This window comes from Collinsella sp. AF04-24 (assembly GCF_003465685.1).
GTDB lineage: Bacteria > Actinomycetota > Coriobacteriia > Coriobacteriales > Coriobacteriaceae > Collinsella > Collinsella aerofaciens_AP.
In genome coordinates this window covers 33,689-53,543 of the sequence record NZ_QSBK01000011.1, presented here as the reverse complement: position 1 = coordinate 53,543, position 19,855 = coordinate 33,689, and the positions used below count along the sequence as shown (strand labels likewise).

Below are 19,855 nucleotides of genomic sequence, written 5' to 3'. Positions count from 1 at the left end.
GGTCTCCTCGACCAACGTCGCTTACGTCGCTCAGGTGCGCTAAATCGCACTTGCAAGCATGCTTGCATTGCAAAGGGCCCGGAAGGCTTCGCCTTCCGGGCCCTTTTTAGACCTTCTTCGTATGCCGCATCATCGATTTGTGTTCAGTCGCAAGCCTCTCCGATGCCGAGCGCACCACCGAAGACGCCCTGCGACGGGAGCCGTTGGTCAATTGGAATGAACTGTTCACCGTTAAGCCGGCCGGCTAGCAGCTAGCGATCAGGGGGACTGCGGGAACGTCAGAAGCAGCAACGCGAGCCGCAAATCCCGCCTCGGTCAGCTCGATGACCTCGGTAAACGTTGCATCGAAAAACTCCTCGGTTAGCAGGCGATACGGCGGATGATCGGGCTCGCCGGGGTTTTCGCGTACAATCTCGTGCATGACGCCGATAGTCTTGAGCACATATTCTTTATGGATGGGATACTGCCCAAAACGCGTCGCAGCGGTATAGAGGCGATCGGTCGCACGCGGAATGGAAACGATGCCCAGCGTCTTGCCAAACCAGTCAAAATCGCCCTGCTTTTTAATGCGGAATTCCTCGCACGGCTTGCCGCCGTGTGCTTCCAGATACTGGTTCACACGCGTGTTCCATACCGTGTCGGCCACCAGATGCGACCAGACGCCCAGCGTTAAATCGAGCAGCGACTGCGCCACATCTTCGGACGCAAGCGAGAACTCACAGGCGCCGGGACCGACAACCGGCTCGGCATCCCTGTAGCGCTGAGGATAGTGCACGCGGTTCAGTCGCTCGCGCTCCTCGACAATCGAGGTAGCCTCAGCAGGTTCGCCCGCGGGTGCGCCTTTAAGCAGCGGCGCCACATAGGTATCCCAGAACTCGTGCTCGCGCGGCTTAGGGATAGGCTCGGGCTTTGCAAAGTGCGTAATGCGATACGGAATGGGATCGGCGATGCCAGGGACCATATAGCCCACGAAGATATCCGGAATCACGCAGCCAAACAAAAAGGCATTGCGGTCGCGCACGCTATCGGCAAGCACGCTAGCACGTGCCAGCAAGCGCTCCGTTTGAGCGATATGAATGTTCCAACTTGGCATAGCCACCCCCATAAAACCTGGTTAACTATACCATCACGGCAGAGTCGCACAGGCGACCATACATACCCTACGCAGCAACTATTCCGCAGCACCGCTTTCGGTTCCATACGACGGCACGGGCGCCTCGACCACATGGTGATATCGATCGATATAGATGGCACGGGCCTCCAGGCGGCGCACCAAATCTTGATGGTGCGTACTCATCAAAACCGTCTTACCGGCAGCAACGTAGGCCAGCAAAAAGTTGACTACGATGTCGCACGAGTCCTCATCGAGCCCGTTGGTGGGCTCATCGAGCACTAGGATATCGGGGTTCATCGACACCACCGCAGCCAGCGCAACGCGCTTCTTTTGCCCGCCCGAAAGCTGATAGGGCGAGGCATCGACCAGATCGGCAACCTGGAACAGCTCCATGGCATCGCGCACGCGGCGCTCGAGCTCGTCTGCCGGCAGCCCCATCTGCGCGGGACCAAACGCGACCTCCTCGCCCACCGTAGCGCAAAAGAGCTGCGCATCGGCATTCTGGAACACAAAGCCCACGCGCTGATGAAAACGCTGAGCGGCTGCGGAATCCTTGAGATATGCCGCATCGATCACGTGCCCGTCAAACAGGTACGCACCCGCGTCCGCTAGTTCAAGACCGTTGATAAGGCGCATAATCGTCGTCTTACCGCAGCCGTTGGGACCGAGTAGGGCAACGAGTTCACCACGATCGACCTGCAGCGACACACCATCGACAACCGTATGCCCCGCATAGGAGAACACCACGTCGCGAAACTCGATGAGCGGCACGCTCTTGGCGCCAGTAGCACCGCTCGCGCCCATCACGCCATTCGTATCGTTTGCCAAAACGTCGCCCTTCCCTATCCACATCGACGGCTCGGCCGCCCGCGCTACAGCACCGCGCACAACACGGCGAGCAGCACCACGACGGCCGCATAGACCGCATCACGCCAGCCAAACCCGGCGCGCGCGGGTGCCGGATACGCACCGGCAAAGCCGCGGCAAAGCATAGCCTCGTCCATCGCGCGGCTGCATTCCATCGCCTTGATAAACGTCATGCCCATGATACCCGCCAGCGAGTCGGTGCGCGAAAAACCCGCAGGTGCACGACCCACGCTGCGCAGCATGACCGATTCGCACAGATCGTGCGCCGTGCGTCCCAGCACCTCGATGTGTTTGAGCGCCATATCAAACGTAAAGATAACTTCGTCGGGTAGATGCAGCATCTTGAGCGCCGCCGACATGCGGCTCCAGGTGAGCGTCCACGAAACACCCAGCACCAGCGACACGTTAATGAACGTCTTGAGTGCAATCTTGAGCATGGCGCCCGTGGCAGAAGCACCCAGCAGCAGGGCAGGCAGCGCCAGAACCACGGCAAACCCCGTGGCAGCCAACGCCGGCACAAAGGTAGCGCGCAGCCCGCGTACGGGGCGCACCGCGACCAGCACCAACGCGATCGCCGCCATCAACATCAGGTACAGCGGGCTTTGCGTCAGACACACGCACAGGACGCAAACGAACATCCCTAACAGGCGCACCGGAGCCGAAACGCAAGAAAGGGCGCGGTCGACCATCGACCCGCCCTCGTGCGCGCCTCCACCCAGGCGAACCCGCTCAAGCAGGCTCGCCAGGTGCAGGACATTCTTTTGCATCACACGATGCCGAGCCCCCGCGGGCTCGTAACGCTGCTCGACCGTAAGCCAGCTAGGCAGCTCGGCTATTGCCATGAGCACCGCTTTCCTTGACCGTCAGCGAGACCAGGCGGAATGCGATGGTCAGCACCGCCACGCCAATCACGCCCGAGAGGATATACATGGCAGCCTGGCCGGCAAAGCCAAGACCCTGCTCCTCGGAATAGGCCTGCAGATAATCGCCCGTGGGCAGGGCGTCGGCAAAGGTCGGGGTATCGAGGCCGACCGAAGCCTGCAGGCTGTCGTCGCCAGCCTCCTGAACGGCGGTCGCGGCGCCCTCGGCGTCCCACTCACCCCAGGCGTCACCGGTGGCGAGCAAGCCGAGCGGCGTAGCCACGACAAGCACGGCGACCAGAATGAGCGTGGGAATCAGGGAAGTCTTCTTGGCGGTACCATCGGCGGCAAGCTGGCCATCGGCGGCTTCGGGGCCGACGATAATGCTCGGCGCCGTCTTCTTAATGAAGCCGTAGATGGCGGCCGTCGCCACGCCCTCGATCACGCCGGCAACCAGCATATGCGGGATCAACATGGCCGGAATAGCCACGGACAGCGGGAAGGGGCAGTACAGAGGGGCGCCCGAAGCGTTGGTGAAGAGCATCGGCTGAATACCAAACTCGATTGCCGCGCACAGGGCCGCCAGGCACAGGCCGACCCAACCGCTCACGATGGCAGAAACCGAGGTGCCCCAGCTCTTGTCGTGCAGACGGCTGTTAAGCGCACGGAACACGATAGCAGCGACAAACGGCAGCACAAAGGCCATGTTAAAGCAGTTGGCGCCAAACGACAAAACGCCGCCGTCGCCAAACAGCAGCGCCTGCAGCGCCAGCGCGACCGAGACAGCGATAGCCGCGGCCTCGGGGCCCAGCAGCAGCGCGATGAGTGCGCCGCCGACGGCGTGACCAGTGGTGCCGCCGGGCAGCGGCACGTTGAACATCATGAGCAAAAAGGAGAACGCAGCGCAAATACCCAGAAAGGCCATATGCTCGCGATCGAGCGTGGCGCGCACTTTCTTGATGCAGTGAACCCATACGGGCACCATCGCCACCGCCATAACGGCATCGGTCTGCGGGGACAGGTAGTTATCTGGAATGTGCATATACGCCTCCCGGTTGCCGGCACATGGGATTGCAGCGCCGCTTGAACCATTTCATCAGTGTTACGAGCTAGATGATTCGTAACACGCCGCAGGCTATGATAGCAAAACGGCGCGCCGCCACAAAAGCAGCACGCCGTTTTGTAATGCGCGTGTCATATATGCAGGGTCAGCGATGCCTTATTCCGAACACCGCGGTCGCGCAGAGCTCCGCAGCAACCGCCATCAGGCCCTACGCCCCCCATCGCAAGCCCTAGCCGCGGACCTCGCCGTTTACGCCTTTGCATACCTTGGTGACAATCTTCTGGTGCGCTTTCTCGACCTCTTCGCTGGTAAGCGTGTGGTCGTCGGAGCGATACGTAAGCGCAAAGGCCATGGACTTTTTGCCCGCTCCGATGCGGATGGGATCGCGGTAGACGTCGAACAGGCGCACGCCCTCGAGCAACTTACCGCCGGCGCTCGTAATGCGGCGCTCAAGATCCTCACAGGTCACGGAGTTGTCAACCACAATGGCAAGGTCGTGCTCAACGGCCGGGTACTGCGAGAACTCACGGTAGTTCTCCTGGTTGCGGGCGCCCTTGATCAGCTTGTCCAAGTCGAGCTCAAAGGCAACGACGACCTCATCGATGCCCATCGCCTCGCGCGCCTCGGGGTGAATCTCGCCGACCCAGCCCAGCACGGTTCCGCCGGACAGAACCTCGGCCGCACGACCCGGCTGCAAGAAAGCGTAGCCCTCGCCCTCGACGGGACGGAAGCGAACCTTCTCGATGCGCAGCTGGGCGAGCAGCTCCTCGACAATGCCCTTGCCAAAGAAGAAGCGCAGCTTACGGTACTTCATGTTCCAGGACTGCTCGCTCCACTGGCCCGAGAGCACACCCGCCACGGACTTGGTCTCCTTGGGCAGGCTGGCGTTCTCGCGACCGTGGAACAGGCTGCCGACCTCGTACAGGTGCACGTTGGGCGTGCCGTGGGCCTCGTTATAGGCAACGGACTGCAGCAGGCCTGGCAACAGCGAGCGGCGCATCTCGGTCTGCTCGGCTACCAGCGGGTTCATGAGCACCACGGGGCAACCGCGGCCTTCGGTGGACATGCCGATCTTCTCCAGGTCGCCCGGGGCGGCAAAGCCAAAGGTCGTGGTCTCGTTGAGGCCGCAGGCGCGCAGGATCTCGCCGACCTTGCGGGTGAGCTTCTGCTCGCGGGTCAGGCCGCCGATGTGGTTCTTGGCAGCCGGGATGGTCGCCGTCACACGGCCCATGCCCCATAGGCGCAGGACCTCCTCGATCAGGTCAATCTCGCGCGGCAGGTCGGGACGGAAGCTCGGCGGGGTAACCATAAAGTCCTCGCCGTCGCGCTCGACGGTGCAGCCCAGACGGGTAAGCGAACGCTCGATAAAGTCGGGCTCGATGTCGGCACCGCAGATGGCATGCACGCGGGCCAGGCGCAGCTTAATGCTGTCGATGGTCTTGGGCGCGGGGAAAACATCGACATAGCCGGGAGCAACCTCGCCGCCGGCGATCTCCTCGATGAGCGCGCAGGTAACGTTGGCGACATCCACGCAGCCAGTCTCGTCAACCTGGCGCTCAAAGCGAATGGAGGCGTCGGAGATCAGCGACAGATCGCGGCTGGTGTGCGAGGTGCGACCGGCGTTGAAGCAAGCGCTCTCGACCATCACGTCGACGGTGTCGTCCTCGATCTCGGAATCCATGCCGCCCATAACGCCGGCCAACGCCACGGGGCGCTCGCCGTCGGTGATAAGGCCCATGCCGGCGTCGAGCACGCGCTCTTCGCCATCGAGCGTCGTGAATTTCTCATCCTGCTGGGCGGCGCGAACCACCACGCGACGGTGGCCATCGCGCTCGGCAAAGGTGTCCAGGTCAAAGGCGTGCAGCGGCTGACCGGTGAGCATCATCACGTAGTTGGTGATGTCGACGATGTTGTTGTGCGGACGCACGCCCAGGGCGTTAAGGCGCTTGACCATCCAGTCGGGCGACGGGCCGACCTTCACGTTGCGCACGATGCGGGCGACATAGCGGTCGCACAGGCCCTCGTCGGCAATCTCGACGGAAAGCTCGTCGTCGGTCGCGCGGCCAGTCTCCGCCTTGATGGCGGGCAGCTCAACGTGGAAATCGCGATCGAAAATGGCGCCGGTCTCGCGGGCCATGCCGATCATGGACAGGCAGTCGGGGCGGTTGGGCGTGATCTCGCAGTCGAGCACAGTATCACTCGAGCCCACATACTCGGCAAACGGCATGCCGCAGGGCGTATCCTCGGGCAGGATCATAATGCCAGAGTGGTCGCCGCCCAGGCCGAGCTCGCGTGCGGAGCAGTTCATGCCCATGGACACGACGCCGCGAAGCTTGCTCTTCTTGATCTTGACGTCGCCGGGCAGAACTGCGCCGATCATGGCCGTGACGATGTGGTCGCCGGCCTCGAAGTTCTGCGCGCCGCAGACGATCTGCAGCGGAGCGGGATTGCCGTCAGCGTCGAGGTTCTTGTCACCCACGTCGACCGAGCACACATACATATGGTCGCTATCGGGGTGAGGGGTCTTGGTGAGCACCTTGGAGGTCACCACGTGGTCGAAGGATTCTCCCACGGTGTCAATCGCCTCGACCTCGGTGCCGGTACGGATATATTCGTCCGAAAGGGTCTTGGGATCCTCCGGAATATCGATCATGGTCTTGAGCCAGTCGTAAGAAACACGCATCTAACTGGTCTCCTTTCATCTGTAACGCCTGCAATAAACAGTCGGAAAACTCCAGCTACGGAGACGGGTTTCCGAGGTGCCGCAGATTGCCTTGAAAGAGGAGGGCCGCGTACTTAGGTACGCAACCGACGATTGAAAGGCAAGGTGCGGTGGCTCGGGAAGCCGCCGGGACAGGTCAACTTAAAATTGGTTCAGGAAGCGCATATCGCCCGTCATGAGCGTTCTGAGGTCGGGCAGGTCGTAGCGCAGGGCCGCGACGCGCTCGGCGCCAATGCCAAAGGCGAAGCCGGTATACTTCTCGGGGTCGATGCCACAGTTGATAAGAACGTTGGGGTCGACCATGCCGCAGCCCAGGATCTCGATCCAGCCGCTGTGCTTGCAGAAGTTGCAGCCCTTGCCGCCGCAGACGTGGCAGCTCACGTCCACCTCGCAGCTGGGCTCGGTGAAGGGGAAGAAGTGCGGGCGGTAACGCGTCTTGCGATCCTCGCCAAACATGCACTTAACAAAGTAGTCGAGCGTGCCCTTAAGATCGCCAAAGGTGATGCCCTCGTCGACGACCAGGCCCTCGATCTGGTTGAACTGCGGCAGGTGGCAAGCGTCGGCTGTATCGGGACGGTAAACGGTGCCCGGGCAGATCATGTAGATGGGCGGCTTTTGCGACTCCATGGTGTGGATCTGCACGCCCGAGGTCTGGGTGCGCAGCAGCACGTCGGACTCGCCATGGGCGTGGGCCTCGGGGTGCGCGACGCTGCCGGGGTTGTTGTCGACCACGTAGAAGGTATCGCGGGCCGAGCGGCTCGGGTGATCCATGGGGGCGTTGAGCGCGGTGAAGTTGTAGTAGGAGGTGTCGACCATGGGGCCGGACTCGACGGTGTAGCCGATGCCGCAGAAGATGTCCTCGGCCTCCTCGATGATCTGCTTGATCAGGTGCTGGTGACCAATCTGCGGACGGATGCCCGGCAGCGTGATGTCGACGGCCTCGTGCTCGAGTGCGTGCTTGAGGGCGGCGGCCTTCATCTCGGTGGTGCGCTCATCGAGCATGCCCTCGATCAGCTGGCGCATCTCGTTGGCGCGCTTGCCCATGACGGGGCGATCCTCGGGGGCAAGCTTGCCCATCATGCGCATCAGGCCGGTGATGCGGCCCTTGCGGCCGAGCAGCTCGACGCGCGCAGCCTCGAGCTTGGCGGCGTCGTCGGCGCCTGCGACGAGCTCCTTGGCCTCTTCCTCGAGTTTGACCAGATCATCAATCAGACTCATGTCTTCCCTTTCGTCTCTCGCGCTCCCCGCTCGCCGGGACGACTGCCGCCGCCCGGCGTTGCGAAAACGCGGCCCGGTTCGGTAACAAAAAACCGTCCTCGGGCATGTGCATTGCCCAAGGACGGTTGAATTCCGCGGTACCACCTTGTTTGACCCGGCGGATGTCTGGCCCGCCGTGCCCACTCTGCGCCCCTTATCGCGAGGCTCACGGCTTCCCTACTGGGGCTTCGCCGCCGCTAGCCGCGCGCCCGTTGAGGTCGCTGCTCGGGAGTGAACGCTTGGCCCTTGCCACCGCAGGAAGGCTTGCAGCCCATGACCTTCCCTCTCTTGCCGGCGACGCGGCGGGCAAAACCCTCTCCGTCAACGCATTGGGCTATAGGATACCACATTGTGTGGGCGTATCGCCGCGTTCCGTTTTGTTCGTGCTGGGTACAAGGCAGGTAGCTGTGCAAACTGGCCGCGCGCCCACCCGAAGCGCTCGGCTCACGAGATCAAGGATATGGTATGGGAAAGAAACTCGATAAGAAGGCCGAGCCTGCAGCGGGCAAGACATCCAAAGGCATGAAGGTCGATAAGGCCGTCAAAAAATTCCGCAAGCTCGAAGGCAAGCTGTGGACTCGTGAGTACCTGCTCAAGATTGCCGAGTTTGACGGCGCGACCATTGCCCCCGCCAACGGCGCCGCGGCCCGCGCCGATGCTATGGGCACCCTTGCTGGCGAGCATCACAAGCTGCTGACCAGCAAAAAGTCTGTCGAACTTGTGCGCTCGCTGGCACGAGAGACCGTCGCGGGCGGACATGTAGACGACCCGCAGCTGCTCGACGAGATCCGCGTGCTCGGCCGCGACCAGCGTGAGGCAAGCGTCATTCCCACCGAGGAGGCTGAGGCCTGGACCAGGCTCACCTGCGAGGCCGACGCCGTGTGGCACAAGGCCAAGACGGCCAATGACTGGGCGAGCTTTGAGCCCTATGTAGATAGAATCGTCGCCCAACTTAAGCATCAGGCCGAGCTCATGGACCCCAAGCGCGACCCATACGATGTTTGGCTCGACCAGTACGAGCGTGGCCTTTCCGCCAAGAACTTCGACGCGTTTTGCGACGAGGTCAAGGCCACGGTCGTACCGCTCGTGCATGCCATTGGCGAGCGCGGCCAGCAGCCCGCTGCCGACTTTTTGCACGCCCGCGTGCCTGAGGCCGCCCAGCGCGCCATGAGCTTCGACTTGATGAAGCTTGTCGGCATGAACCTGGACGACACCACGCTTGCCTTTACCGAGCACCCGTTTAGCGAGGGCTTCTCGGTGGGCGACGCGCGCATCGCCACGCACATCTACGAAGACGACTGCATCTCCAACGTCTACAGCATCATCCACGAGGCGGGACACGCCATGTATGAGCTGGGCGTCAATCCTGCCTATGCGCGCACCTGTCTTGAGGGTGGCACCTCCATGGGCATCCACGAGAGCCAGAGCCGCTTCTTCGAGAACACCGTGGGTCGCAGCCGCGCCTTTATGGGACCGCTGCTCGAGGTGCTGCGCCGCCACGCACCCGAGGTCTACGGCGACGTCGACGAGGACACGCTCTACCGCGCCGTGAACATCGCGCAGCCGTCGTTGATCCGCACCGAGGCCGACGAGCTCACCTATCCGCTGCATATTATGGTGCGCTACCAGATCGAGCGCATGCTGTTTGCCGGCGAGGCCACGGCCAAGGACATCCCCGCGCTTTGGAACCGCTTTATGAACGAGTACCTGGGCATTCCCGTTCCCGACGACACGCACGGCTGCCTGCAGGATACGCACTGGAGCGGCGGCTCGTTTGGCTACTTCCCCACGTATGCACTGGGTAGCGCCTACGACGCCATGTTTGTGCCGGCCATGTGCCGCGACGGTGTCGACCTTAACGGCGCCTGTGCGAGCGGCGACCTGGCGCCCGTCCGCGCCTGGCTGGGCGAGCGCATTTGGCAGTGGGGCCGCGCCAAGGACGCGCCGGAGCTCATCAAGGGCGCCTGCGGCATGGCGTTCGATGCCCGCTACTACTGCAGCTACCTGCAGGACAAGTTCACCACGCTGTATCAGCTGTAAAGCTTAGGCGACACGCCAACGCAAAGGGGGCGCCGCGGGTTGGTTCCGCGGCGCCCCTTTTTCATCTAAGCCAGAGACCCGGTACTTGGGGACGTTCCTTTCATGCCGGCACAATAGGAACGTCCCCAAGTGCCGGGTGAAATTGAACGTCAGATTGCCGCTTGGGGCCGTTTGCAGCGTCGAGCAGTTACGCGGTTTGGTAAAACAGCGTAACTAAAGAGCTTCCAAAGCACTTGCGATGCGCTTCATGGCGGCATCGGCGGATGCTTGGTCGGGCGCCTCGGCCAGCACGCGGATAACCGACTCGGTTCCGCTCTTGCGCACGAGCACGCGGCCCTCGCCTGCCAGCGCAGCCTCGGCCTCGGCGATGGCGTTCTGCACGCCCATGTTCTCGAGCGCGGCGTCCTTGTCCGCCACGCGCACGGCCACCCGCGCCTGCGGTAGCAGCTTGCACGGAGCCGTGAGCTGCGAGAGCGTCTCGCGCTCGGCACGAATCACTTCCATCACGCGCAGCGAGGTCATAATGCCGTCGCCCGTGCGCTCGATATCGCCAAAGATCGTATGGCCCGTCTGCTCGCCGCCCAGGCTGTAGCCGCCCTCGCGCATCTTGGCATACACGTGACGGTCGCCCACGCCGCTGGTCACGGCGCTCAGTCCGGCAAGCTCCAACGACTTGATCAGGCCAAAGTTGCCGGCAATCGTCGGAACCACGGTACCGCCCGAAAGGCGACCGTGCTTGTTCAGGTACACGCCGCACACGTACAGGATCTGGTCGCCATCGACCACGCGGCCGCGCTCGTCCACGGCCAGGCAGCGGTCGGCATCGCCGTCATAGGCAAAGCCCACGTCCAGGCCCTGCTCCACCACGTGGCGCTGCAGACGCTCCATATGCGTGGAGCCGCAGTCGCGTTGATGTTAAAACCATCAGGCGCGGCATTGATCACGCGCACGTCGGCGCCCAGCGCGTCGAACACCGGCTTGGCCACCGAGGACGCCGAGCCGTTGGCGCAGTCGATGCCGATCTTGACGCCCTGCAGCGAAAAGTTCGCGCTGGCGATGAGCGAGGCAATGTAGCGGTTGCGGCCCTGCATGTAGTCCACCGTGGCGCCGATGTGGTTGCCCGTGGCCAGTGGCACCTCGCTCTTGCCATCGACGTAGTCCTCGATGAGCTCCAGTACGTCCTCGTCCATCTTAAAACCGTCGCTATTGACGAGCTTAATGCCGTTATCGCAAAACGGGTTGTGGCTCGCGCTGATCATGATGCCGCAATCGAAGCAGCCTTCCACGGTCTGATGCGCTACACCCGGCGTGGGGATCACGTGCAGCATATAGGCGTCCGCACCGCTCGCGACCAGGCCACTCACCAGCGCCGCCTCGAACATATAACTCGAGCGACGCGTGTCCTTACCCACGATGACGCGCGCCTTGCGCTCGCGGTTGGCGCCGTAATACCAGCCCACAAAACGGCCAATCTTATAAGCGTGCTCTACCGTCAGCCCAACGTTAGCCTCACCGCGAAAGCCGTCGGTGCCAAAGTACTTCATGCGCTCTCCTTACAAAATAGAGGCGAACAGATTGCCTGTCCGCCCCAAAATGGTACTCGATTATCTGCGCTACCAGAAAAACCCTACGCCGACGCGCTGTCGCGAGCCGCCTGGCATGTAGGAGTCTGACGCAGCGTAAGCGACTTGTCCCCCGCCTCGGCTGACGTGGTCAGCGTATATGTGATCGTCGTCGTCTCGCCAGCATGCAGGTCAACGGTGCCCGAATAGAAGGGGATTCCATGCCACGTAGCGGCGCCAAGACCAAACTGGGTGCCCTCGACGGTCAGATCAGTAATGATGCCGCCCGTCGGGGCAAACAACGAGACATTCAGACGCTCGTCGTCGCGCGCGGCATCGGGCGCGCTCGCCGCGACGTAGTCGGGCAGCTTGCCGGCCTCCTCCTGCGTCATGATGTTCGTCAGGGTAACGGTGATGCGATACGAGCATGTGCCGTCACCGTTCTTGATGCCCTGGCCAATCTGCGTATCGGCATTCAGGTACCAGTCGAGCTTGGAGAAGCTCAGGTTGTTAAAGTAGACACCAGCAACGGGATCTTCACTCGGGTCATCCGGATCGGGCAGCGAGGCGTCGATGTTCATCTCCTTGATAGCGTTCTGCTCGTCATCGTTTTTCATCCACGCGATCAGGCGGCCCTCTTCGGCACCGCGCTCAACGGCGCTGACAAGCTTCGTAACATCGACATCGCCGATACCGCCAAGGATCTTGTCGAAGGCAGCGCTGGCGACGGATGCAAAGATGCCGTCCGACTCCTCGACCGGATAGTTCCAGTACACATCGTGCATGAGGACCTTTGCGGCGTTGGTGCCGTCGACAACCGTTCCGTCGGGCAGCGACACGTTACCGACCAGGCCCAGCAGATACTGCAGGAACACCGGGTCGATACCCACGACGCCGTCAACGTCCTGGCCATATTGAGATTTCCACAGGGCTGCGACACGCTGCGAGTTGCGGGGCCAATCAGGCGAATAGGTATTGCCCGAGTTGTACAGGTTACTGTGGTTGCCGAACAGCGCCTCATCCTCTTCGTCGACGCTCTCGACTGCCTCATCCTCGCTGAGTCCAATGCGGGGAACAAACTCGCCAATCGACATCTGGCCGTCGGTGACCGAAATCAGGCCCTGCGAACCGCCAAAGCCGCCGCAGGCACGAATCTCGACGTTGTTCATGGCGTACACAAGGTAGTTGCGCGTCTGGCCGTTGGCGCCGAGCATCTGCGGAAGGACGGGGGCGACCTTCTCAGCCGCGTCAACCGCGCCGTTGAGGGTGGCAAAGCCGTCCTTGGCCTTATCGACCAGCTCGGTCACTTGGGAAATATGAGTATCGCCAATACCCTGGATCTTCTCGTTGGCGCTCTTGAACACCTTGGAGCTATCGGAAAGCGAATCGGCAACGGCCTGCAGCGCGGACACGTTAATCATGCCGTCCTGGAACAGCTTGCCTGGCGTGGCCTGCGAAAGGTTGTCGGCCATGGGAACCAGCGCGTTGCTCGAGACATCGGACAGGGCATCAATCATGGTGCGGGCCGCATTGATGTCGCTGCCATACACCGGGATAAACGAAGCCACCGTCCACAGCGGGCTCGAGGTCTCCGCCTTCATGCTATCGCAGAGCTCATCGATCTTCTTCGCGTCGTCAGGCAGCGTCGAAAAATCGCCCGACGTGACCTTGTCCTTAAGGCCACCGACGATCTCGACAGCCTCCTTCGCTTCGCTCTTTACGGTCTTTGCCGAGTTAAGCAGCATAAAGCCACTTGCGCCAAGCGCAACGAGAAGCACCGCGACTACAGCGGCAATAATGGCGCCAGTGTGACGCTTTTTGCGCTCGCCCTTGCGATGGCGATGACGGACCAGACCGTCAGAGGTCGAACTCGACGAAGCGTCGCTACCGTAGTTCAAGCCAAAATCGTAATAATCTTCCTTGGAACCCGAGCCCGCAAACTCGGCACCGCTATCATCCAGGCGGGCGAACGTGCCAGTCTCGGAGGCGCCGGTGTAAATCGTGCCAAGGTTACCCGTAAGCCCCGCGCCACCGGCAGAGGGAGTATTGTTGGCGGCCTTGCCGGCATTAACGTTGCCGGCGGTATTCGCGGCGTTGGCAGCACCTGCGTTGTTCGCAGGTATCGAAGGGGCCCCGCTCGGCTGCGACGTGGAGGTTGCACCGCCCGCAAAGACATTCCCTCTTGCACGGCCGGTCTTTTTTGCCTTTTGAGACTGCTCGTACAGAGCGGTAAACATCGCCGTCTCGCCCGGGGACACGCGCTTACCGGAACCGCCCTGCCCAGCGCCGCCCGGCGTGCCGGCCTTACCAGCCCCGTTCGGACGCGGCGGAACTGCAGGACGGCCGCTATCGCTGCCCTTAAAGTGATTACCAGCCATAAAGAAATCCTCGCAATTGAGTCGCAATGAAAAAATCCATAACATTACTAGTTTATGGCATTTTGAGCATCGACAGCTAAACTCCAGACACGGACGTCAATTGGCGAAAATGCGGCACAACACCTTTTCTGTCTTGGCGGCGGCGCCAGCTACACCGTGAGGAACATCATCACGATGATCATGGCAAAGCCGATAAGGTCGGTCGGCAAAAACACCGTGCCCAGCATAACGGCGCTGGTGATGGTCGCCGAAACCGGCTCCACAGTTCCGATGAGGCTCGCACGCACCGAGCCGATGTCCTTAACGCCCTGCATATAGAGCATGTAAGCAAAAAACGAGCCGATAACCACGAATACCGCGAGCGCCTCGACGCCGGCAGCGTCGAGTGCCGGCATATGCGCCCAAGGCTGCACGAAGACGCACGAGACCACGCCCGCCGTGAGCATTGCCGAGCCCGTGACGATGGGGCTGCCGTATTCGGGCAGGATCTTGGCGGGAATCACCGCCATACACGTGGCGCTGACCGCACACATAAGGCCTGCGACCAGGCCAAGCGGCGATATGCTCAGACTGGTAGGGTCGCCGCCGGTAGCGATTAAAAAGGTGCCGCCCAGGGCCAACCCAATGCCAACGGCCTCACGCACGCGAGGCATGCGGCGATCGGTCACGCAGGTGTAGCCCATGACGATAACGAGCTGCAGGCACTGGAGCACCGTCGCGGTTCCGGCGTTCGTCAGGCGCACGGCCGAAAGATAGCAAAACTGGTTGAACAGCAGACCAAAGGCGGTAAAGAGCAGCAGCTGCTTGCGATCGGCGGGTGTGGTCCAGAGCTTAATCAGGCGCTCGCGGTCGCGCGTAACAACCACGGCCATAAAGAGTAGACCGGCGAGAATCTGACGCACGCTCATAAGCCACAAGGTGTCGACGTGGTAGGTATCGAACAGAAAGCTCGCGCTGGTGCCCGAGAAGCCCCAAAACGAACCGCCCACCAGCGTAGCCAAGACGCCCGTGATCATCTTGCGCGTCGAAGCGCTGTTCAGGCGCTCGCGCCAAGCGCGGCGGGTGCTACGGCTGAGCTCATCGGTGCCCTCGGGCACATCAATGTTCGATATATCGGTCATCGGCACCGAAGCCCCTGCGCCTTCGACCTGCTCGACACGCTCTTTGCTCATTCCATTCCCTCGAAGCAGCCTGGAAACAATTCGGCTTACCTTACCACGGCGAAGGCACCAGCCGAAGGCTTGTCCGCTTATCGGTAGGACAATTCCGCAGACGTCTTTCCATAGCTCGATACCGCAATGGCCTTGCATTATGCGACAGTCAAATCGCGGCAGCGGGCTCTTTTGAAATGGATATGACAAAGCCCCCGAATTCCACAATGTAAGCGATTTTTAAAAATGTTCTTGCCACCGAGTTCAGGCTCCGTTATATTATCCCTTGCGCGCTTGCGCACCCTTGATCGGGCGTTTAGCTCAGGGGGAGAGCGCTTCCCTGACACGGAAGAGGTCAGAAGTTCAAATCTTCTAACGCCCACCAAATGTTCGCAGCTCAGAGGCTATGTCCTCTGGGCTGTTTTGTTTTATGTCGCCAAATCCACTGGCAGCTCCAACCGTCATCGCAACGTAACACCAATTCACCTGACAAATGGCTGCCAAACAAATTCAATACCCCAACACCAACAATAGCCAGACACAAAACTGCGCCACAAGCTGCTCCAACCGCCCAACTGGCCAAAAGCCGACCATCTACTTACCAATCTATCCATCGGCATAACCAATCAGTCCGCACCGCAACTTCTCAGCAAAACGCCGCGATGTCTGCGCCCTGCGGTATCCTTGAGCCACTTGCACCCGCAGCACCAAGGAGCCGCCATGCGCACCGAGCTCGATGTCCCCTTTTCGCACAAAGAAGAAGCCAAAGCACTGGGCGCCAAATGGGACCGGACCAAGAAGATCTGGTATGTACCCAGCGGCGTCAACCCCGAGCCCTTTGCCGAGTGGCTGCCCGGTGTTGACCGATCCGACCCCTCAGCGCCGTATATATATCTAGTACTGGGCAAGCGCGAGTGCTGGAAGTGTCACAAAGAGACCTCGGTCGCGGCCTTCGGCATTCCCTATCGAACCGATAACGACCAGAGCATCGCCATCGCGCACGCGCCCAACAAGGCCGGGCACATTGCCATCGACACGGCCAACGCCAACGCACTCGCCATCGTGCCCGCTCTTGGCTGCGCGCCGGGCGAGATCCGCGACTACCTTCATAAGCGCTGCGGCTACAAGCCCGTAGGCGCGCGAGCCTTCAAAACCCCGTCGCTCGGCAACACGTGCACCAGTTGCGACGCGCTGCAAGGCAGCCGCTATCTGTTCGAGGAGCCCTCGTCCCCGTTTGCCCTCACTGCCATCAACAAGCTGCCGGCACTGGAGTTTGTGCGCGTCGAAGTTGCCGGCGTCTTTGGCGTCCCGGCCACGCGCACCGACTTTGACCAGGCACTCTTTACTTGGGCACGCGACCATCACGCCGAGTTCCACAAGCAGCTCGGTGAGGGGGTTTATTTATAGGGACAGAGATGCCTTCACAGCCAGCTCCTCCGCATCACCTATCCCTCGTCGCCGGCGTCATACACGATATCGAGGCCACAAACAGGGCATTTCTCCTGATACACCGGCATATGAACGCCTGTCCGTTTTCTCACTTCGTCGCTAAGTCTGTCGCACGCATCGATGAACCGAATGTCGAGGCACGGTATTTGCGAGCCGCAGCAAGGACAGGCGACGACAAACGACCCGCAATCAACTTCTACGCTCGGAAACATTTTGTTGTCTATAAGGGCGCACGGCAGTTTTCCGTACTTCCCCATCGCAATATCGCCTCGCCAGCTCACGCTCGCTCCCCTCTCGCTATACAAATCAGGAAGAGCATGCACCGGCAGGCGTGCGCGAGATTGCATCGCCACGCGATCCGATCAAACAGCACGATCGTAAAAGACCGCCAAAGCCAAATTTCATCGTCGGTCGCACCCTGTCCGGCAAACTCAATATCGACGGGTATGTGCTTCAGATAACTCATGTCAGGCGCAAAACGAGGGTCCGGTCCGCCTTTATGAACAGGACCGTGCAGAACAAACCATCCGTTTTCGGGCTCGAACCGCTCAACAAACGCAAGGCCGAGCACCTTATAGCCCACCTCAGTTGCAAATATGACTCCGACTGGGACGCCACATTCCATGCAGTTGAGCATTTTACGGTTGTAATTCTGGTCTCGAAAACCAACGGTACCCGGCGCTTGAACCGAGTACTTAATGACCCACGTACCATCGTCCAAATAGAGCGGAGGCACATTGTTGATGCTCTCGGTTTGCCGCTGGCGCGCTTGTACCCCGCTACCCCACTCCCCTGTATACTGATGTAGCAAGTGTTTCATCCGGGCTTGTTGGGCCGGATTGTTCATGGGAGGGTCTTATGGCTGCTTCGAATCCGCCTAAGGGGAGCGTTTCTTCTTCGTCCATCAAGCCGGTTACGCGCAAGGCCGTGCGTTGCCAGCGCGAGGTCGCCTGGCTTGTCACGCAGGCGGCGGGCAGGCTTGTGGCGACCACTCAGGACGTCAATGCGCCTACGCCGAGCTTTGTGTTAGCGGCGGCGCTGGATTTTGTGCGCCAATTGGAGCTTGCCGCGCAGGATGCCAGCGGCCACCTCGACTACCAGAATGTTATGGCGCCCGACCTGCAAACGTTCTGTCACATGGCCAAGTTGCCCGCCGCGCCCAATGCGCTTTCGGACGCAGGCTACATGTTTACGCTTTCGGGCGCGGACCTTATCCGCGATATCTACGCATACTGCAGCGAGCTCGCCGAGCGCAGCGTCTTTGGCACGGCTGAAGTCAAACCGGGAAATGTCATCAAGCTGGTTCTCAGGCTGTTCCTGATGGACGGGTTCGGGGCCATGCCGGCGTAAGCCGAGTCTTTAGCATCACCGTCGACTGGGCAACAACCGCTTTACCTTAGTGGGCGCCAATCGAGGGTCGATTATTGGGTCGCCTCGTCCACTAACGCATTTATTCCACGCGCTCTGACAGTCGATATTTGCGGTTGCGGCTTGTCGACGGCGCCGTGGGCTCAAGCTCGCCTTGAGCAATGAGCGCGTTGACGCGCGACCTAACCTGGGAAATTGTAAGCCCCGTGCGTTTTGCCAGCTCACGCGTCCCCAGCTCGCCGTAGTGTTTGAGTGCCGTCACAATTAAGCCTCCGCCATGATCGACCGGCTCGATCTTTGAACGGTAAAGTACGACCTTGAACCGATCGAACCCCGGGCAGAACAGGGGCTCGGCCAGACCATGCGCGCGCATGGCATCGATCATCATCGGGATGCCCGAGCCATTGCCCTCAGCCGGCGAACCTGCGCCATCCGGAAGCGGGACAATCGACATGAGTTTCACGAGCGTCGCGTTACGGCATCGGGAGCTGCCGTCAAACAAGTTCTCTCGAGTCTTTCCCCCGTAAAGGCCGCCAGGATTCGTCACCTCGACACGATCGTCAAAGACGTCGACGGCGATCGATTGCCCACAGAACCGATCCCCGTATTCCCTGTGGATAACCGCGTTGGCGACTGCCTCGCGCAGGACCTCCTCGGGGATCTCCAGCGAGTCGATACGCGAGACGCCTTGGACGGTCGAGATGCGGCGCAGGTTTTTGGCGACAGCTGCGACGGCATCCGAAATCATCTCGCCCAGGGTGCCCTCGCAGACTGTGCGGTCCATAAACCTTAGTGGCCCCGCAGCTCCCTTTTGAGTTCCCACGTGGACAGCCACATCAATGAAGAGCTTGGGATAGAACTGCTGAGGGTAAACGCCCGCGGCAAGGAGGCCGGCCTTGGTAACATTGCCCTGGAAGTCGAGGAAATTCAGACGCTCCATCTTTGTCTTCTTGTCCGCCGCACCGCGCATCGCTCGAGGCGTCAGCGAATAGGCACGCTCTATCGTGCGGTCGACCATCGACTCGTCGAGATCGCCCACACTCGTACCGGGCACCGCATCGCGATCGCTAGGACTCGTCCGTTCATATGACGACAGTGCCAAAACCTCGGTCGACGAAAGCGTGACATCTTTGTCATCGATGCGTTTGTAGCTGCCACCTTGAGCGCCCCGCTCCATGACATAGCAAGGCTTGCTCGACGGGTCGAGCTCCTCAATCGTGATGACCAGAACCACGGTGCCCTGGAGCTCCACGCGCTCAATGGTGTATTTGGGCGGATTGGCCAGCTTTCCACGACCGCCGGCATCGCCCATGCCCGCCACGAATTGGTTGAGCACTTTCTCGGTCTCAAAGTTTGTAACTGGGACAAAACCCGCGTGCTCGCTCACTCCGAGTACGATGATGCCGCCGGCGGTGTTTGCGAAAGCGCTGACCGTTTCCCATACGTCGCGGGAAAGTGTCGTGGCGCTCTCCTTGACCTCGACGTTAAGATCGTCCGAGCCCATGCGCCTTAAAGACTCGAGCAGACCGGTCAGTTCGTTTTCGTTCATCTGCACGTCCTTTCGCTCGGTTCTGCGAAGAATGCCGCGGATAGATTTCCCTCGTCTCTCAGTTATCTCTCGTAATTATCTCTCATCTTTCTGTTATCTCTCATATTAGAGATGAGTGAGAGATGAAAGATAAGATGTCTGTCATCTGTTTCATTTAAACATGTTGTTGCTGGTAAAACAATCTATATTGAGACAATACCATGGTTGCCCGTCTCTTTGCAGCATTGTTATCTCTCATATTTATCTCTCATCTATCTGTTATCTCTCGTATTAGAGACGAATGAGATATGAGAGTTGTGCGGGCGGCGGATGAGCGTGGATTATGAACGGTCGGATATCGAGAGTGGATATTTGGACGGTTTTTGGGCTTTTGGCGGCCGATTTCGTCCGAAAATCCACGCTCATTCGGCATGCGTCCGGAAATCCACGCTCGTGTGTCCGAAAATCCACGCTCGTGCGGCAGATTGGTCGAAGG

General features: G+C 60.6%; 13 protein-coding genes, 1 tRNA gene and 1 pseudogene. 4 read left to right on the top strand and 11 right to left on the bottom strand.

Annotated features, from left to right (window positions below):
* Positions 1-244: 244 nt before the first annotated feature.
* The 6 genes from DWV32_RS05790 to pheS all read right to left on the bottom strand — a co-directional run bounded on the left by DWV32_RS05790 (position 245) and on the right by pheS (position 7,844).
* On the bottom strand, positions 245-1,093 hold the full coding sequence (locus DWV32_RS05790; protein WP_117645957.1) for a hypothetical protein: 849 nt from the start codon (positions 1,091-1,093) through the stop codon (positions 245-247).
* A gap of 78 nt (positions 1,094-1,171) precedes the next feature.
* The gene (locus tag DWV32_RS05785; protein ID WP_233540418.1) at positions 1,172-1,942 is read right to left on the bottom strand and encodes an energy-coupling factor ABC transporter ATP-binding protein; all 771 of its coding nucleotides are present in this window, start codon (positions 1,940-1,942) and stop codon (positions 1,172-1,174) included.
* A 44-nt stretch (positions 1,943-1,986) separates the two neighbouring features.
* On the bottom strand, positions 1,987-2,823 hold the full coding sequence (locus tag DWV32_RS05780; RefSeq protein WP_117757558.1) for an energy-coupling factor transporter transmembrane component T: 837 nt from the start codon (positions 2,821-2,823) through the stop codon (positions 1,987-1,989).
* On the bottom strand, positions 2,801-3,883 hold the full coding sequence (cbiM, locus tag DWV32_RS05775; protein WP_117757543.1) for a cobalt transporter CbiM: 1,083 nt from the start codon (positions 3,881-3,883) through the stop codon (positions 2,801-2,803). Before cbiM ends, DWV32_RS05780 begins: the two co-directional genes overlap by 23 nt.
* Before the next feature lie 250 nt (positions 3,884-4,133).
* Complete coding sequence (gene pheT, locus DWV32_RS05770) at positions 4,134-6,587, bottom strand: phenylalanine--tRNA ligase subunit beta (protein ID WP_117757542.1); 2,454 nt, start codon at positions 6,585-6,587, stop codon at positions 4,134-4,136.
* A gap of 180 nt (positions 6,588-6,767) precedes the next feature.
* Positions 6,768-7,844, bottom strand: coding sequence for a phenylalanine--tRNA ligase subunit alpha (gene pheS, locus DWV32_RS05765; protein ID WP_040359117.1), 1,077 nt, complete (start codon positions 7,842-7,844; stop codon positions 6,768-6,770).
* A 504-nt stretch (positions 7,845-8,348) separates the two neighbouring features.
* Between pheS and DWV32_RS05760 the strand changes: the two genes are divergently transcribed.
* Entirely contained in the window at positions 8,349-9,923 is a 1,575-nt protein-coding gene (locus DWV32_RS05760; protein WP_117757541.1) for a carboxypeptidase M32, read from the top strand.
* 213 nt (positions 9,924-10,136) lie between these two features.
* On the opposite strand, the pseudogene glmM reads toward DWV32_RS05760, so the two are convergent.
* From glmM to DWV32_RS05745, 3 genes and pseudogenes are all read right to left on the bottom strand, one after another.
* A pseudogene (glmM, locus tag DWV32_RS05755) lies at positions 10,137-11,467 on the bottom strand (phosphoglucosamine mutase).
* Between the two features lie 83 nt (positions 11,468-11,550).
* Positions 11,551-13,863 (bottom strand): DUF4012 domain-containing protein, encoded by a 2,313-nt coding sequence (locus DWV32_RS05750; RefSeq protein WP_158566090.1) that lies wholly within the window; start codon positions 13,861-13,863, stop codon positions 11,551-11,553.
* A 149-nt stretch (positions 13,864-14,012) separates the two neighbouring features.
* On the bottom strand, positions 14,013-15,035 hold the full coding sequence (locus tag DWV32_RS05745; protein ID WP_187361828.1) for a DMT family transporter: 1,023 nt from the start codon (positions 15,033-15,035) through the stop codon (positions 14,013-14,015).
* A 289-nt stretch (positions 15,036-15,324) separates the two neighbouring features.
* Between DWV32_RS05745 and DWV32_RS05740 the strand changes: the two genes are divergently transcribed.
* Both DWV32_RS05740 and DWV32_RS05735 read left to right on the top strand, forming a co-directional pair.
* Positions 15,325-15,399: transfer RNA gene (locus tag DWV32_RS05740), tRNA-Val, on the top strand.
* Between the two features lie 335 nt (positions 15,400-15,734).
* Entirely contained in the window at positions 15,735-16,421 is a 687-nt protein-coding gene (locus DWV32_RS05735; RefSeq protein ID WP_089572725.1) for a DUF5710 domain-containing protein, read from the top strand.
* 319 nt (positions 16,422-16,740) lie between these two features.
* Here the strand turns inward: DWV32_RS05735 and DWV32_RS05725 are convergent, their stop codons facing one another.
* Complete coding sequence (locus DWV32_RS05725) at positions 16,741-17,310, bottom strand: hypothetical protein (RefSeq protein WP_089572729.1); 570 nt, start codon at positions 17,308-17,310, stop codon at positions 16,741-16,743.
* Positions 17,311-17,321: 11 nt separating this feature from the next.
* Between DWV32_RS05725 and DWV32_RS05720 the strand changes: the two genes are divergently transcribed.
* On the top strand, positions 17,322-17,813 hold the full coding sequence (locus tag DWV32_RS05720; protein ID WP_089572732.1) for a hypothetical protein: 492 nt from the start codon (positions 17,322-17,324) through the stop codon (positions 17,811-17,813).
* 100 nt (positions 17,814-17,913) lie between these two features.
* Here DWV32_RS05720 and DWV32_RS05715 read toward each other — a convergent pair whose 3' ends face one another.
* Entirely contained in the window at positions 17,914-19,380 is a 1,467-nt protein-coding gene (locus tag DWV32_RS05715; protein ID WP_117757539.1) for an ATP-binding protein, read from the bottom strand.
* Positions 19,381-19,855: the final 475 nt, after the last annotated feature.

Excerpts from the sequence above, each read along its gene's own strand:
- DWV32_RS05790 (WP_117645957.1), bottom strand. The coding sequence starts at position 1,093 with ATGCCAAGTTGGAACATTCATATCGCTCAAACGGAGCGCTTGCTGGCA.
- DWV32_RS05780 (WP_117757558.1), bottom strand. The coding sequence starts at position 2,823 with ATGGCAATAGCCGAGCTGCCTAGCTGGCTTACGGTCGAGCAGCGTTAC.
- cbiM (WP_117757543.1), bottom strand. The coding sequence starts at position 3,883 with ATGCACATTCCAGATAACTACCTGTCCCCGCAGACCGATGCCGTTATG.
- pheT (WP_117757542.1), bottom strand. The coding sequence starts at position 6,587 with ATGCGTGTTTCTTACGACTGGCTCAAGACCATGATCGATATTCCGGAG.
- pheS (WP_040359117.1), bottom strand. The coding sequence starts at position 7,844 with ATGAGTCTGATTGATGATCTGGTCAAACTCGAGGAAGAGGCCAAGGAG.
- DWV32_RS05760 (WP_117757541.1), top strand. The coding sequence starts at position 8,349 with ATGGGAAAGAAACTCGATAAGAAGGCCGAGCCTGCAGCGGGCAAGACA.
- DWV32_RS05750 (WP_158566090.1), bottom strand. The coding sequence starts at position 13,863 with ATGGCTGGTAATCACTTTAAGGGCAGCGATAGCGGCCGTCCTGCAGTT.
- DWV32_RS05745 (WP_187361828.1), bottom strand. The coding sequence starts at position 15,035 with ATGAGCAAAGAGCGTGTCGAGCAGGTCGAAGGCGCAGGGGCTTCGGTG.
- DWV32_RS05735 (WP_089572725.1), top strand. The coding sequence starts at position 15,735 with ATGCGCACCGAGCTCGATGTCCCCTTTTCGCACAAAGAAGAAGCCAAA.
- DWV32_RS05725 (WP_089572729.1), bottom strand. The coding sequence starts at position 17,310 with ATGAACAATCCGGCCCAACAAGCCCGGATGAAACACTTGCTACATCAG.
- DWV32_RS05720 (WP_089572732.1), top strand. The coding sequence starts at position 17,322 with ATGGCTGCTTCGAATCCGCCTAAGGGGAGCGTTTCTTCTTCGTCCATC.
- DWV32_RS05715 (WP_117757539.1), bottom strand. The coding sequence starts at position 19,380 with ATGAACGAAAACGAACTGACCGGTCTGCTCGAGTCTTTAAGGCGCATG.